The organism is Sphingomonas sp. CFBP 13720, assembly GCF_014842075.1.
Taxonomy (GTDB): domain Bacteria; phylum Pseudomonadota; class Alphaproteobacteria; order Sphingomonadales; family Sphingomonadaceae; genus Sphingomonas.
The window spans coordinates 52,030-67,339 of record NZ_JACYVA010000004.1; the positions used below are offsets into that span (position 1 = coordinate 52,030).

Annotated in this window: 15 protein-coding genes; all 15 read left to right on the forward strand. The window is 68.2% G+C overall.

Going from position 1 to position 15,310, the window contains the following annotated elements; translation table 11 throughout:
- The first annotated feature begins 77 nt into the window (after positions 1-77).
- The 15 genes from IFT55_RS09975 (at position 78) to tatC (ending at position 15,124) form a co-directional block, all read left to right on the forward strand.
- On the forward strand, positions 78-1,001 hold the full coding sequence (locus tag IFT55_RS09975; protein WP_192091626.1) for a D-alanine--D-alanine ligase: 924 nt from the start codon (positions 78-80) through the stop codon (positions 999-1,001).
- Positions 998-1,948 (forward strand): cell division protein FtsQ/DivIB, encoded by a 951-nt coding sequence (locus IFT55_RS09980; protein ID WP_192091628.1) that lies wholly within the window; start codon positions 998-1,000, stop codon positions 1,946-1,948. The genes IFT55_RS09975 and IFT55_RS09980 overlap by 4 nt, the downstream gene beginning before the upstream one ends.
- 15 nt (positions 1,949-1,963) lie before the next feature.
- Entirely contained in the window at positions 1,964-3,223 is a 1,260-nt protein-coding gene (gene ftsA, locus IFT55_RS09985) for a cell division protein FtsA (protein WP_192091630.1), read from the forward strand.
- Positions 3,224-3,333: 110 nt separating this feature from the next.
- Positions 3,334-4,833 carry a cell division protein FtsZ gene (gene ftsZ, locus IFT55_RS09990; RefSeq protein WP_192091631.1) on the forward strand — a complete coding sequence of 500 codons (1,500 nt, stop codon included), beginning with the start codon at positions 3,334-3,336 and terminating at the stop codon, positions 4,831-4,833.
- Between the two features lie 222 nt (positions 4,834-5,055).
- On the forward strand, positions 5,056-6,969 hold the full coding sequence (locus IFT55_RS09995; RefSeq protein ID WP_192091633.1) for an SPOR domain-containing protein: 1,914 nt from the start codon (positions 5,056-5,058) through the stop codon (positions 6,967-6,969).
- Positions 6,966-8,126 (forward strand): deoxyguanosinetriphosphate triphosphohydrolase, encoded by a 1,161-nt coding sequence (locus IFT55_RS10000; RefSeq protein WP_192091635.1) that lies wholly within the window; start codon positions 6,966-6,968, stop codon positions 8,124-8,126. The genes IFT55_RS09995 and IFT55_RS10000 overlap by 4 nt, the downstream gene beginning before the upstream one ends.
- An 86-nt stretch (positions 8,127-8,212) precedes the next feature.
- On the forward strand, positions 8,213-9,940 hold the full coding sequence (argS, locus tag IFT55_RS10005; RefSeq protein WP_192091637.1) for an arginine--tRNA ligase: 1,728 nt from the start codon (positions 8,213-8,215) through the stop codon (positions 9,938-9,940).
- Positions 9,940-10,668, forward strand: a complete 729-nt coding sequence (locus tag IFT55_RS10010; RefSeq protein ID WP_249403753.1) for an SPOR domain-containing protein — start codon at positions 9,940-9,942, stop codon at positions 10,666-10,668. Before argS ends, IFT55_RS10010 begins: the two co-directional genes overlap by 1 nt.
- 51 nt (positions 10,669-10,719) lie before the next feature.
- Complete coding sequence (gene nagZ / locus IFT55_RS10015; RefSeq protein WP_192091639.1) at positions 10,720-11,724, forward strand: beta-N-acetylhexosaminidase; 1,005 nt, start codon at positions 10,720-10,722, stop codon at positions 11,722-11,724.
- 58 nt (positions 11,725-11,782) lie between these two features.
- Positions 11,783-12,208, forward strand: coding sequence for a hypothetical protein (locus tag IFT55_RS10020; protein WP_192091641.1), 426 nt, complete (start codon positions 11,783-11,785; stop codon positions 12,206-12,208).
- 33 nt (positions 12,209-12,241) lie between these two features.
- Complete coding sequence (locus tag IFT55_RS10025) at positions 12,242-12,973, forward strand: segregation and condensation protein A (protein ID WP_192091642.1); 732 nt, start codon at positions 12,242-12,244, stop codon at positions 12,971-12,973.
- The gene (gene scpB, locus IFT55_RS10030; RefSeq protein WP_192091644.1) at positions 12,970-13,536 is read left to right on the forward strand and encodes an SMC-Scp complex subunit ScpB; all 567 of its coding nucleotides are present in this window, start codon (positions 12,970-12,972) and stop codon (positions 13,534-13,536) included. Before IFT55_RS10025 ends, scpB begins: the two co-directional genes overlap by 4 nt.
- Positions 13,537-13,572: 36 nt before the next feature.
- On the forward strand, positions 13,573-13,851 hold the full coding sequence (locus tag IFT55_RS10035) for a twin-arginine translocase TatA/TatE family subunit (RefSeq protein WP_192091646.1): 279 nt from the start codon (positions 13,573-13,575) through the stop codon (positions 13,849-13,851).
- A gap of 62 nt (positions 13,852-13,913) precedes the next feature.
- Positions 13,914-14,354: a Sec-independent protein translocase protein TatB gene (gene tatB, locus IFT55_RS10040; RefSeq protein WP_192091648.1), complete on the forward strand. Its 441-nt coding sequence runs from the start codon at positions 13,914-13,916 to the stop codon at positions 14,352-14,354.
- Positions 14,351-15,124 carry a twin-arginine translocase subunit TatC gene (tatC, locus tag IFT55_RS10045; RefSeq protein WP_192091650.1) on the forward strand — a complete coding sequence of 258 codons (774 nt, stop codon included), beginning with the start codon at positions 14,351-14,353 and terminating at the stop codon, positions 15,122-15,124. The genes tatB and tatC overlap by 4 nt, the downstream gene beginning before the upstream one ends.
- Positions 15,125-15,310 lie beyond the last annotated feature (186 nt).

Genomic DNA, 15,310 nt, shown 5'->3' on the forward strand with positions numbered 1-15,310 from the left:
AACCCGTCCGCGTCGAGCTCGAAGCTGCTCGAACCGAACGGCTTTGTTTGCCTGGGATATGATAAGGAACCGAACGCGTGACCGACCCCCTGCACATCGTCGTCCTGATGGGCGGCTGGTCGTCGGAGCGCGAAGTGTCGCTGATGTCGGGTGCCGGCGTCGCCGCCGCACTGGAGTCGCTCGGTCATCGCGTCACCCGCATCGACATGGACCGCAACGTCGCCGCGCGTCTGACCGAAGCGAAGCCCGATCTGGTGTTCAATGCCCTGCACGGGTCGCCCGGCGAGGACGGTACGGTGCAGGGGATGCTGGACCTGATGGGGCTGCGCTATACGCATAGCGGCCTCGCCACGTCGGTCATCGCGATCGACAAGGTGCTGACGAAACAGGCGCTGGTCCCGGCGGGCGTGCCGATGCCCGGCGGACGGATCGTCCCGACCGCCGAACTGTTCGAACGCGATCCGCTGCCGCGTCCCTATGTGCTGAAACCCGTCAGCGAAGGGTCGTCGGTCGGCGTCGCGATCGTCACGGACGAGAGCAATTACGGCAACCCGATCTCGCGCGATGCGAAGGGGCCGTGGCGCGACTTCGACGAATTGCTGGCCGAACCGTTCATCCGCGGGCGCGAACTGACCACGGCGGTGCTGGGCGACCGGGCGCTGGGCGTCACCGAACTGAAGCCCAAGGGCGGGTTCTACGATTACGACAGCAAATATACCGACGGGCTGACCGAACATGTCTGTCCGGCGCAGATCCCCGACGATATCGCCGACGCTTGCCGGGCATGGGCGGTGACCGCGCACCGCGTGCTGGGGTGCAAGGGGGCGTCGCGCACCGACTTCCGCTGGGACGACGAACGCGGGATCGACGGCCTGTTCGTGCTGGAAACCAATACCCAGCCGGGCATGACGCCGCTCAGCCTCGTCCCCGAACAGGCGCGGCATGTCGGCATGAGCTACGAAGCGCTGGTCGCGTGGATCGTGGCGGAGGCGATGCGATGACGCAGACCGGCAAGCGCGTCGTCCAGTCGCGCACCGTAAAACCCAAGCGCCGCGTCCAGCCGAAGCGCCCGGTGCGGGTATCGGTGCTCGATCAGGCGGTGGCGGCGTTGCCCGGTGGTGCGGCGACGGCGCGGCGGATCGTCGGATGGACGCTGACCGCCGGGGCAGGCGCGATCGCGCTCGCGCTGGCCAACTGGTTCGGCCTGTTCGGCGCGGTCGGCGTCGCGGCGGCGGAAGCGGTCGGGGCCGCCGGATTTCGGGTCGAACAGATCGAGGTGAGCGGCCTGAAGCGCATGGACGCGACGTCGGTCTATGCCGTCGCGCTGGACCAGCGTTCGCGGGCGATGCCGCTGGTCGATCTGGACGCCACGCGGCAGAAGCTGCTGGAATATGGCTGGATCGCCGACGCCCGCGTGTCGCGGCGCTTGCCCGACACGCTGGTGGTCGACGTGGTCGAGCGCGATCCGGCGGCGGTGTGGCAGAACAAGGGCCAGTTGATGCTGATCGACGAGGGCGGCGTGCTGCTCGACGGGGTCGAGGCGTCGCAGATGCCGCGCCTGCCGCTGGTGATCGGCGACGGGGCCAATGCACAGGAACCGGCGTACAAGCGGCTGATGGCCGCCGCGCCGGCGCTGAAACCCGTGGTCAAGGCGGCGGTGTGGGTCGGCAACCGGCGCTGGGACGTGGTGTTTCGCACCGGCGAACGGCTGGTCCTGCCCGAAGGCGAGGACGCGTCGGCGCGCGCGCTGGTCAAGTTCGCGCAGCTGGACGGCACGGTCGGATTGCTGGGCAAGGGCTATGAACGGTTCGACCTGCGCGATCCCAACCAGTTGGTGGTAAAGATGCGGCGCAGTGCGCAGGGTCTGACCGACGACGGAACCGACGATGGCGACGCTGGCGCCGATATCACCGCGACGAACATGACCGCGACGAACGCCGCGGATTAGACGGGGGGCACGACCATGGCGAAGACGGCACCGGAAGGACTGATTACCGCACTCGATATCGGCACGTCCAAGATATCGGCGTTGATCGCGCGCAAGGGCGACGGCGGCGAACTGACCGTGCTGGGCACCGGCCAGCGCGAGAGCCGGGGCGTCAAGCGCGGCTATATCGCCGACATGAAGGCGACCGAAACGGCGGTGCGCGAGGCGGTGGAACAGGCCGAACGCATCGCCGGCTTCAATATCGAGGACGTCTGGGTCAGCTTTTCGGCGGGCGGGCTGGTGTCCGACATCGTCAAGCTGGAGGTCGATCTCGGCGGCCACCGCGTCGAACAGTCGGATATCGATGCGCTGTTGAAGGCCGGTCGCAATGCGATCGATCCCGGACAGCGGATGGTGCTGCACGCCCATCCGATGCGCTACACGCTCGACGGTCTTGGCGGGGTGAAGGACCCGATGGGACTGCACGCCGACCGGCTGGGCGTCGAGATCCACGTCGTCGCGACCGAAGGCTCGCCGGTGCGCAACCTCGACCTGTGCGTCCGTTCGGCGCACCTCGAAACGCGCTCGATCGTCGCCGCACCGGTGGCGACCGGGCTGGCGTGCCTGTCGGAGGAGGAGCGCGAACTGGGCGTCGCGCTGGTCGAGATCGGCGCGGGAATCACCAACGTATCGGTCTTTGCCAACGGCGTGCTGACCGGGCTGGCGTCGATCGCGATGGGGGCGGCGGACATCACCGATGACGTCGCGTCCGCGTTCGGCACCAACCGTGCGCAGGCCGAACGGCTGAAATGCTTCTATGGTTCGGCCAACATGAGTCCGCGCGACAATCACGACATGATCGACGTCGCGCCGGTCCGCACCGACGAGGATTCGGAAACCACGCCGATCACCCGCGCGCAGTTGATCGGCGTGATCCGCCAACGGCTCGACCGGCTGACGGCGGAGATCGGCAAGGAACTGCGCCGGTTGAATTTCGAGGACCCGGTCGGGCGACAGGTGGTGCTGACCGGCGGCGGGGCCGAATTGAAGGGCATCGCCGATTACGCGCAACAGGCGCTGGGCCGCCCGGTGCGCGTCGGACGTGCACGTGGGCTGAGTGCGTTGCCGGAGGCGCATTCGGGACCGGGTTTCGCCACGCTGGCCGGGCTGGCGATGTTCGCCGCGTCGGACCCGGTCGACCTGCGCGCGCTGCAACCGACGCAGCAGATGGTGTCGCGGCCGAGCGGCGGGGCGTTGTTCCAGCGCTTGCTTACCGCCTTCCGGACAAACTACTGACGATATTGTTACCATTACGGCGCGCGGGGACTAGGATCGCCCGGCGGCTTGATGCACAACCCTTTTTAATGAATTGCGCCCGGTGACGACCGGGTCTGGGAGACCGAGTGATGAGCATCGAATTTCTGGCCCCCGAAGTGGACGAGCTGACCCCGCGCATCACCGTGATCGGTGTCGGCGGGGCGGGCGGCAACGCCATCGCCAACATGATCCGGGCAGAAGTGCAGGGCGTCGAGTTCCTCGTCGCGAACACCGATGCGCAGGCGCTGAAGCAGTCGGCGGCACCGCAGCGTATCCAGCTGGGTGCGAAGATCACGCAGGGTCTGGGCGCGGGCAGCCGGCCCGAAATCGGTCGTGCGGCGGCCGAAGAGACGATCGAATCGGTCCAGAAGAGCCTTGAAGGCGCGCATATGTGCTTCATCGCCGCCGGCATGGGTGGCGGCACCGGCACCGGTGCGGCCCCGGTCATCGCGAAGGCCGCGCGCGAGATGGGCATCCTGACCGTCGGCGTCGTCACGCGTCCGTTCGCGTTCGAGGGCAAGCGTCGCGCGAAGTCGGCCGATGCGGGTATCGAGGAACTGCAGAAGTACGTCGATACGCTGATCGTCATTCCGAACCAGAACCTGTTCCTGATCGCCAACGCCAACACGACGTTCAAGCAGGCGTTCGAAATGGCGGACGAAGTGCTGCAACAGGGCGTGCGCGGCATCACCGACCTGATGGTCATGCCCGGGCTCATCAACCTCGACTTCGCCGACGTGCGGTCGGTGATGCAGGAAATGGGCAAGGCGATGATGGGCACCGGCGAGGCCGAGGGCGATAATCGCGCGATCGAAGCGGCGCAGCAGGCGATCGCCAACCCGCTGCTCGACGGCGTGTCGCTGAACGGTGCGAAGGGCGTGATCGTGTCGATCACCGGCGGCGACGACATGCGCCTGCTCGAAGTCGACGAGGCCGCGAACCATATCCGCGAACTGGTCGACGACGACGCGAACATCATCTGGGGTTCGGCGTTCAACAGCGAGCTGGAAGGCAAGATCCGCGTTTCGGTGGTCGCCACCGGGATCGAGGACGAAATGCCGTCGAAGGCGGTGGCCCAGCCGGCCCAGCCCGAACCGACCCGCGCGTTTTCGTTCAATGCGCAGCGTCGCCCCGCTGCGCCGATCGAACCCAGCGGTGCCGCCGCCGAATATCTGGAGGAAGCCCCCGCGCCCGCACCGCTGGACCGGTTCCCGCAGGGCGCCAGCCAGCCGTCGGCGTCCGAACGTGTCGTCCCGCATTCGACCTATGACAAGCCCAAGCCGGCCCCGGCCGACGAGGACGAACTGGTCCTTGGTGCCGACACCGCTGCGCCGGCACCGGCACCGGTCCCCGCCAGCGATTTCGGATCGACGCCGGGCGATGGTCGTCGTCGGTGGCTGAACCCCGAAGCGCCGGCCGAACCGGCGCGGGCCGACACCGCGCGTGACGACTCGGCACCCGCGCGCAAGCCGGGCGGGACGTTGTTCGAACGGATGGCCAATGCCGGTCGTGCCCCGGCGCGCGGCGGCGAAGATGCGAAGGAGCCGCTGGATATCCCGCGCTTCCTGCATCGGCAGAACAACCAGTAACCGATACGGTCCGCTGGACGTAGGGGCGCATTGCCGGCAACTGCCGGGGGTGCGCCCTTTCGTTTGCGCCGTGATCGCGGACGCCTGTCGTGCGCTATGCGTCGCGCGAAGCATATTCTATCGTAACGGTCCTCCGGTCGTCGTTGTCGTCGCCCGCTTCGTCGTTCGACCGGCGGCGCGTCGTTCCCCGCCCTGTTCCTTCGTGGTTTAGCGATCCGGCCCATGACCCGACTCCTTCCGCCCTCCGCTTTGCTGTTGCTGCTCGTCGCCGCGCCGTTGCCGGTGGCGGCGCAGTCGGGCGCGATCGTCCAGCCGCTGACCCCCAATGCCGATCGCCTGTCGGAACAGATGCGGATCCTTGGCCGCAGTCCCAACGACCTGTCCGCGCTGGTCGAGGCAGGGCGGTTGAGCGCGAAGCTGGGCGATGCAGAGGCGGCGATGCAATTCCTCGCGCGTGCCGAACGCGTGTCGGCGGGCGATCCGCGCATCGCGGCGGCGCGGGGCGCGGCACTGGTGACGATGGAGCGGCCGGGCGAGGCGCTGGCGATGTTCCAGACCGCCGAGCGCGCCGGGCTGGCGATGGCGGGATATGCCGCCGAACGCGGGCTGGCCTATGATCTGCTCGGGCATCCCGGCAACGCGCAGCGCGACTATCGGCTGGCACTGGCGCAGGGCGATGATGACGAAGTGACGCGGCGGCTGGCGCTGTCGATGGGCATTTCCGGCGACGTGGCGGGGGCGACTGCGTTGCTCGACCCGCTGTTGCGCCGCAACGACCGTGCGGCGTGGCGCGTGCGCGCCTGCGTGCTGGCGATGTCGGGCGACGCGGCGGGGGCGGACCGGATCGCTGCCACGATGCTGCCCGGTTTCGGAGCGAGCCTCGCGCCGTTCTTTCGCAGGTTGCCGCAATTGGCGGCGGCGGATCGCGCTTTTGCCGTGCATTTCGGGCGGCTGGCCCCGACGCCGGAACGCCTCGCGGATGCCCGGCTTGCCCCGGCGGTGACGCCGCTGCCGGCAGCGGTCGCCGCCGCGCCCGTCGCGGTGGCGTCCGTCGCAAGGCCGGCGCAGACCGTCACCGCCACGCCAGTGCGGCGTCCGACCGCATCGCAGCGTCGCGCCGAACAACGCCGTCAGGCCGAAGCTGCGCAAGCGACGCAACTGGCCGAGACGCGCCGGATCGCCGATCAGAAGGCGCAGGAACTGGCGAAGGCACGCGCCGACGAAGCCGCCCGGCTGACCGCTCTGGCGCAGGCGGAAGCCGCACAGGCGCAGCGCGATCGCGACGCCCGCCTGCTCGCGGCGCAACAGGCCGAAAAGGCACGGCTGGACGAAGCGATGCGGATCGAGGCGACACGCGTCGCCGAACGACAGGCGGAAGAACGCCGCGTCGCCGCCGCCGCGCTGGCCGAACGCGATCGCTTGGCACAGGCTGCGGTGCCGCCCGTCGCGCCGCCGACACAGGTCGCGTCCGCGCCCCCGCCACCAACGACCCCGGCGGCCTCGCCCGCCGCTACCGTCGTCGCGGCACGTGGCGATACCGACGAAGTCCTCGCGCGCATCATCCGCAATCTGGACATCCCTGCCGCCGAACTGGGGGTGATGCCGCCCACGTCGGCCGCCCCGACGCCGGCCGCCTCGACGCTTGCGGCGGATGCCGAAGCGGCCCGTCGGACCGCACAGGCACGCGAGGACGAGGCGACTGCGGCGGAGGCAGCCCGCGCCGCCACCGCGCGCAAGGCGGCGGAAGCCCGCGCCGCGACCCTGAAAAAGGCAGCGGATGCAAAGAAGCTGGCCGACGCGAAAAAGGCCGAAGACGCCGCTCGCGCGGCTGAAGCGAAGAAGGCTGCCGACGTGAAGCGCGCTGATCCCGCGCGCCACTGGGTACAGGTCGCGGGCGGCGCGAACGTTGCCGACCTGCCAAAGGCTTGGCGCGCGCTCATCGCCAAGGCACCGGCATTGAAGGCGAAGCAGGCGTGGACCACGCCGCTGCGCGCGACCAATCGGCTGCTCGCCGGCCCGTTCCCGACCGATGACGCCGCACAGGATTTCGTCAATACGCTGCGTCGCGACGGACTGTCGTCGTTCGCGTTCACCAGTGTCGCGGGACAAAAGGTCGCGCGGGTTCCGGTTAAATGAAGGCTCCGCATGCCGCCGACCCGCTGAGACATGGCGGGCGGCTTCACGCCGAACCCGGCGATGCCAGTCGCGGACCGCGCGACGCGTTTCAGCGCGACCGCGACCGGATCATCCATTCGATCAGCTTTCGTCGGCTGCGCCACAAGACACAGGTGTTCATGGCGCCCGACGGCGACCATTTCCGCGTCCGGCTGACGCATAGCCTGGAGGTCGCGCAGATCGGCCGTGCGGTCGCGCGGACGCTGGGGCTGAACGAGGATCTGACCGAGGCGCTGTGCCTCGCCCACGATATCGGGCATCCGCCGTTCGGCCATGCGGGGGAGGACGCGCTGGAAGCGGCGATGGCGGCGCATGGCGGGTTCGACCATAATGGCCAGACGCTGCGGACGCTGACCCGTCTCGACAGCCCCTATCCGCGCTGGCGTGGGCTGAACCTGACCTGGGATACGCTGGAGGGGCTGGCCAAGCATAACGGCCCGATCGCCCGCCCCGGCTGGGCGCTGGCGGCGGCGGATGCGGCGCATGGACTGCGGCTGGACGAATGGCCGTCGCTGGAGGCGCAGGTCGCGGCGATCGCCGACGATATCGCCTATGACAATCACGACATCGACGACGGGTTGCGCGCCGGACTGCTGACGCTCGACCAGCTATTGTCGGTGCCGTTCGTCGCGGCGGGATGGGACGGTGTTCGCGCGCGCTTCCCCGATGTTGCGCCAGAACGACTGGTCGGCGAACTCACCCGGTCGCAGATCGGGACGATGGTCAACGACCTGATCGCCGAGACCCGCCGCCGGGTCGCGGCGGCGGGCGTGGAAACGGTGTCCGACGTCCGGGCGGCTGGTACGTGCCTTTCGCACTTTTCCGCAGAGGTGGCGGAGCAGGAGCGGGTGCTCAAACGGTTCATGTACGCCAACCTGTATCACCACCCGCGCCAGCTGGCGGCGGCGGCAACTGCCCGGCAAGTGGTGGCCGGGCTGTTCGCGGCCTATCATGCCGACCCTGCGCTGATGCACGAGGGCTGGCGCGGCGATCTGCCCGATGCGGAACCGGATCGCAGCCGCCACATCGCCGACTATATCGCGGGCATGACCGACCGGTTCGCGGTGCGGTGCTACCGCGATGTCGTCGGGCCGATCGACCTGCCCGAAGGGTTCTGACGGGCTGGCCCGGGCATCCGACATATTTTGCACCCCCGTCCTAACTCGGCTAAGCGGCGCGTTCCTATCGACTGACCGGAATTGCCATGACGCTCTACCCCCGTTTCTTTGCCCATCTCGACCGCGCGCTGGATGCGCTGGTCGCTCGCGGCGATCTGCCGGCGGGGCTGGAACGGCGCGCGATCACCGTCGAACCGCCGCGCGATACCAGCCATGGCGACCTGTCGACGAACGCGGCGATGGTGCTGGCGAAACCGGCCAAGACCAATCCGCGCGCGCTGGCCGAACTGGTCGTCGCCGAACTGGCGGGCCTGCCCGAAGTCGCCAGCGTTTCGGTCGCGGGTCCGGGCTTCATCAACCTGACGCTGACCGACGACACGTGGCGTGGCGAACTGACCGCGATCGCGGAGGCGGGCGACGCCTATGGCCGATCGACGGCGGGGCAGGGAAGCGTCGTGAACATCGAATATGTCTCGGCAAATCCGACCGGACCGATGCACATGGGCCATTGCCGCGGCGCGGTGGTCGGCGACGCGCTGGCCAGCCTGCTGGAATGGAACGGCGCGCGCGTCATCCGCGAATATTACGTCAACGACGCCGGGGGGCAGGTCGCGGTGCTCGCCCGTTCGGTGCACCTGCGCTACCGCGAGGCGCTGGGCGAGCACGTCACGATCCCGGAAGGCCTGTATCCGGGCGATTATCTGGTGCCGGTGGGTCAGGCGCTGGCCGCCGAATTCGGCGACCGCTATGTCGCGGCCCCGGAGGACGAATGGCTGGTGCTGTTCCGCACGCGCGCGGTCGCGGCGATGCTGGACATGATCCGCGCCGACCTGAAGCTGCTGGGCATCCGTCACGATATCTTCTCGTCCGAAGCCGAGTTGCAGGCGGCCAAGAAGCCCGAGGCGGCCGAGGCATGGCTGCGCGCCCGCGACCTGATCTATGACGGCGTGCTCGAAGCGCCGAAGGGCGAGACGCCCGACGATTGGGAACCGGTCGAACTGCCGCTGTTCCGCTCGACCCGGTTCGGCGACGATCAGGACCGCCCGATCCGCAAGTCGGACGGGAGCTGGACCTATTTCGGGGCCGATCTCGCCTATCATTTCCAGAAGGCGGAGGGCGTCGACCAGCTGATCGACATATGGGGCGCCGACCATGCCGGCACCGTCAAGCGCATCGTCGCGGCGGTGCAGGCACTGACCGAGGGCAAGACCCGGTTCGACGTAAAGCTGGTCCAGATGGTGCGCCTGCTGCGCGGTGGCGAACCGGTCAAGATGTCGAAGCGCGCCGGCAATTTCGTCACGCTGGCCGACGTCGTGAACGAGGTCGGCAAGGACGTGGTCCGCTTCACCATGCTGACGCGCAAGGCCGATGCGCAGATGGATTTCGACTTCGCCAAGGTGGTCGAGGCGTCGAAGGACAATCCGGTCTTCTATGTCCAATATGCCCATGCCCGCGTGCATTCGCTGGTGCGTCGCGCGGCAGAGGCGGGGATCGTGACGACGGCCGATGTCGATCTGTCCCGTCTCGATACGGTCGAACTGGCGCTGGTGAAGCGTGCGGCGCAGTTTCCGCGCGTGGTCGAAAGCGCGGCGGCAGCGCGCGAACCGCACCGTATCGCATTCTATCTCTACGACTTGGCGGCGGAGTTTCATGCCGCATGGAATCTGGGCAACGACGATCCGTCGCGCCGCTATCTCCAGCCCGACGATCCGGCCCTGACGCACGCGCGGCTTTTCCTCGCGCGCGCGATCGGGCAGATCATTCGCAACGGCCTTGCGATCATGGGTGTCGAGGCGGTCGAGGAGATGAAATGATGGCCGATACGATGGCCCATGGCGATGCCGATCACGATCGCCTGCCATGGCTGGAAAGCGCCGACCCGGACCCCGAACCCGCCGGGCCGGTGTGGCGGACGGCGTTGATCGTGCTGGTCGGGCTGCTGACGATCGCCGCCATCGCCTTTGCGCTGCTACGGCATCAGGGGTCGCCGACCGCGAGCGGGACCGGCGCGATCATCAATGCGCCCGAAGGTCCGTACAAGGTCCGGGCGCAGGGCACCGACGGGATGCAGGTCGCAGGGCAGGCCGATACCGCCATCGCGACCAGCGAAGGCGCGACCGGCAACGCGTCGGTCAACCTGAACGCCGTACCCGAAACCCCGGTCGATGCCCGCGCGGGCGCACAGCCCAAGGCGCAGGCAACCGGCGCGGCGGGTCGGGTGGAAACCGCCGTGCCGACCTCTACGACGCGGCTGGAGGCACGTGCACCGGCATCGGCCGCACCGGTTGCGGTGCAGCCGGGCGGCGGCGGATCGGTGGTCCAGCTCGGCTCCTTCCCCAGCGAGGCATTGGCCAACGTCGCATGGAACCAGTTGTCGCGTCGGTTCGCGTATCTGGCACCGCTGGGTAAAGCGGTGCAGCCCGCGATAGTGAAGGGCCGCACCGTGTATCGCCTGCGCGTCAATGGCGGCAGCGCGGGGCAGGCGTCCGAACTCTGCGCCAAGCTGAAGCTGGCGGGCGAAAACTGTTTCGTCGCGCGGTGACGGGGCGGGGGCCGGTGGACGGCCCCCGTCGCTTGCGATAGCGCGATGCCGATGAAGCCTGTGATCTTCGGCCTTTCCGGCCCCGTCCTGACCGCGACCGAAGCGGCGTTCTTTCGTGAAGCCGATCCGGCCGGCTACATCCTGTTCGGGCGCAACTGTGTCGACCGCGTGCAATTGCGCGCGCTGACCGACAGCCTGCGGTCCCTGTCCGGTCGCACCGACCTGCCGATCCTGATCGATCAGGAAGGCGGACGGGTGTCGCGGATGCGTGGACCCGAATGGCCGGACTTCCCCGCGCCCGCTGCCTTTGCAGCGTTGTATGCCAGGGCACCGTCGTCGGCGATCGCGGCGGCGCGGGCGAACGCCCATGCGCTGGGTCTGATGCTGGCGGAAGCGGGGATCACCGTCGATGCGCTGCCGCTGCTCGACGTAGCGCAACCGGGAATGACGGCGGCGATCGGTGACCGCAGCTATGGTGCCGATCCGATGCAGGTCGCGGCGCTGGGCCGTGCGACGCTCGACGGACTGGCGGCGGCGGGGGTTGTGGGCATCGTCAAGCATATGCCCGGACATGGCCGGGCGACGGTCGACAGCCATCTGGAACTGCCACGGGTATCGGCGTCAGCTGACGAACTGGAACGCGATATCGCGCCGTTCCGTACGCTCGCGCGCTATCCGATGGCGATGACCGCGCATGTCGTGTTCGACGCATGGGATGCGCGGCGCCCCGCCACGCTGTCGCCGACGGTCATCGCCGACGTGATCCGTGGACGCATCGGCTTCGACGGGCTGTTGATGACCGATGATATCGACATGAAAGCGTTGTCGGGGTCGCCGGCGGACAAGGCGGCGGCGGCGATCGATGCCGGCTGCGACATCGTGCTCGATTGCTGGGCACGGATGGACGAGATGGAAGCAATCGCCACGCGGCTGGGCGGCATCGCGGCACCGTCGCGCGCGCGGCTCGACCGGGCGATGGCGACGATCGGGACGGCCGACGACGCGGCGTTCGCCGATCTGGTGGCAACGCGCGACCAGTTGCTCACACTGGCATGATCGATACGACATCGTAACGTCTGGCGGCTATCGCACCGGAGATCGCCGGAGAACCACGTTGCTGCCCACTGAACCGTTACCGCTGCACCATAGCTGGCCGCTGTTCGAACGCGGCCAGCGGTTCGATCACGGCCTGCTGCTGCCCGCGAGCGGACAGCCATGCCCCGCCATGTTTCGCTGCGACCTTTCGGACGACAGCCTGGCATGGACGTCGCCGGTCTATCGGCTGTTCGGCATGGCGCCGGGGACGGTGCCCGATCGCGGTCTTACCCTGTCGTTGTACGAGGATCTGTCGCGGTCGGCCGTCGAACGCCTGCGCGCACACGCCATCCGTCACCGGCGCGGCTTCACGATCGATGCCGAGTTACGCCCGCTCGATACCGCGCGGCGCTGGGTACGGATCACGGCGATGCCCGAATGTCGCGACGGGCGGGCCGTGATGCTGCACGGCTGCAAGCAGGACGTGACGCACGAATATCGGTGACGGCACGTCGGTCGGTTCGATAGGACGGGCGCAATGGACGCCGATATTCCTGCGCTAACGATCGAACTGGACGGGTGGGAAGGGCCGCTCGACCTGTTGCTGTCGCTGGCGCGGGCGCAGAAGGTCGACCTGCGGCAATTGTCGATCCTGTCGCTGGTCGAACAGTATCTGGCATGGATCGATCGTGCCGCGACGCTGCGGCTGGAGCTTGCGGCGGACTTGCTGGTGATGGCCGCATGGCTGGCCTATCTCAAATCGGCACTGCTGCTGCCGCGCACGCCGGACATGGACCCGGACCCGGAGGAACTGGCGCTGCGGCTTCAGCTGCGGCTCGAACGGCTGGGCGCGATGCGGGAAGCAGGCGCGCAGTTGATGGCGCGGGACCGGATCGGGCGCGATGTCTTTCGGCGGGGCGATCCCGAAGGGCTGGACAGTATCCGCACCACGGCATGGCAGGCGGGGCTGTACGATCTGATCGCGGCCTACGGACGCGTCAGCGCGCGCAGCCGCCCGGTCCTGCACGTCGTCGCGACGCGACCGGTCATGACGCTGGACGAAGCGCTGCGACGCGTGGAGCAATTGCTCGGTAGCCCGATCGAATGGACCGCGATCGAACGCTTCCTGCCGGTCGATCGCGACGCCCTGTTCCGGCGATCGGCGCTCGCATCGACCTTCGTGGCGACATTGGAACTTGCGCGACAGGGGCGGGTCGAATTGCGACAGGATGCGCCGTTCGCGCCGATCGACGTCCGGCGGATCGCATGACCGACCCGTTCGTCCGCGCGGTGGAGGCGGTGTTGTTCGCCAGCGAGACGCCGCTGACGCCCGCTCAGGTCCGCGCGCATGTCGGCGAAGGCGACGTCGCCGGCGCGCTTCGCACGATCGAGCGGACGCAGGCCGGGCGGGGTTTCGTGCTGGTACGGCGCGGCGATCATTGGCATTTCGAAACCGCACCCGATCTGGCGCACCTGCTGCGTCGCGAGCGCGCCGGGCCGCGACCCCTGTCGCGTGCGGCGATCGAGACGTTGGCGATCATCGCGTATCACGAGCCTGCGACACGCGCCGATATCGAATCGATTCGCGGGGTCCAGATATCGAAAGGGACGATCGACGTGCTGCTGGAGGCAGGCTGGGTCCGACCGGCGGGGCGGCGCGAGGTGCCGGGGCGTCCGCTCACGTACGCAACCACACCGTCGTTCCTCGACCATTTCGGGCTGACAAGCCGGCGCGACCTTCCCGGAATCGACGATTTGCGGGCGGCGGGGCTGCTCGACCCAATCGACGACGCGGTCGCGAGCGCGCTGGAAAGCCGCGACGATAGCGACTAAGGCACCCGAATTCGAGTTTCCCGTGGAGTATGGTCGATGGGTGGTCTTAGCATCTGGCACTGGCTGATCGTCGGCGTCATCATTCTCTTGCTGTTCGGCAAGGGGCGGTTTTCCGACATGATGGGCGATGTCGCCAAGGGGCTGAAGAGCTTCAAGAAGGGAATGGCCGAGGACGACGATGTGCCGCCGGCGCGTCCGCGCGAGCGGATCGAGCAGCGTGCGGCCGATGCGGCGTACGATGCCGATCCGGTGCGTCGCGAGCCGTTGCGGGCAGAACCGCCGCGCGACGCCGATCGTCCGCGCGACGATCGCTGATCCGCTATTCCAAACCCCGGTGCGGGGCGGGTTCGCCCGCCCGCGCCTGAATCCGAGCGCCGATGTTCGATATCGCTCCTACCGAATTGATGGTCGTTGCGCTGGTGGCGCTGGTCGTCATCGGTCCCAAGGATCTGCCCAAGGCGATGCGTTTCGTCGGCCACTGGGTCGGCAAGGCGCGCGGTGTCGCGCGTCAGTTCCGATCGGGCTTCGACACGATGGTCCGTGAGGCGGAGTTGGCCGAAATGGAAAAGAAATGGGCGGAAGAGAACGCCCGGATCATGCGCGAACATCCGGTGGAGGACCAGGCCGCCGGATCGATGCATCCGGTCGACGCGCCTTCGCCGCCGCCGCCCGAACCATTCGTACCGCAGGACGATGCCGATGCTTCGCCACCGCCATCCGATGCCGATCCGTCGGCACCGGTGATGGTGGAGCGCCCGGAAGTGCGTGAAGGGCCGTCCGACCAGCCCCCCGCCGCCGACACCAAGGCCGCGTCATGAGCGAGATCGACGAGAGCCAGGCCCCGCTGCTCGACCATCTGATCGAGCTTCGCCGTCGCCTGCTCTATTCGGCGGTGGCGCTGGCGCTCGCGTTCGCGCTCTGCTTCTATTTCTCCGAACAGATTTTCGCGTTTCTGGTTCAGCCGCTGCTGGCGGCAGGGCAGAAGAAGGTGATCTTCACCCAGATTTTCGAGGCGTTCTTCGTCCAGATCAAGGTCGCGTTCTTCGCTGCCATGATGCTTGCGTTCCCGGTGATCGCGAACCAGTTGTGGCAGTTCGTCGCACCGGGACTGTATCGCAACGAACGCCGCGCGCTGTTCCCGTTCCTGCTGGCGACGCCGATCCTGTTCATTGCGGGCGCGTCGCTGGCCTATTACGTGACCATCCCGGTCGCGCTGCATTTCCTGCTGGGATATCAGGGTAATTTGGGCGGCGTGCAGCAGGAGGCATTGCCGTCGGTCGCGAACTACCTGTCGTTCGTCATGCAATTCCTGTTCGCGTTCGGGCTGGCGTTCCTGTTGCCCGTGCTGCTGATGCTGCTGGAGCTGGCGGGGATCGTCACGCGCAAGCAGCTGGTCGGTGCGCGGCGCTATGCGATCGTCGGCGCGTTCGCCGTCGCGGCGGTCGCGACCCCGCCCGACATCGGGTCGCAGTTCCTGCTCGCGGTGCCGTTGATCGTGCTCTACGAACTGGCGCTGATCGCGATCTGGTTCACGGAAAAACGGCGGTCGAAGCGCGATCCGAAAACGGCGGACGCCGAAGCCGAGTGACCGGCCTCGCCGGGACCGGCTAACGTTTCCGTCGTATCATGAACGGGTAATGCGCGCGGTAGCGGGTCGCCCTTCGTCATCGCCCGGGCGGTCAAGCTCGGCACCCGGCACCCGGCACCCGGCACCCGGCACCCGGCACCCGGCGCCCGGCTCGCGCCTAGCGCCCATAAAGAAAGGCGGCCCGGA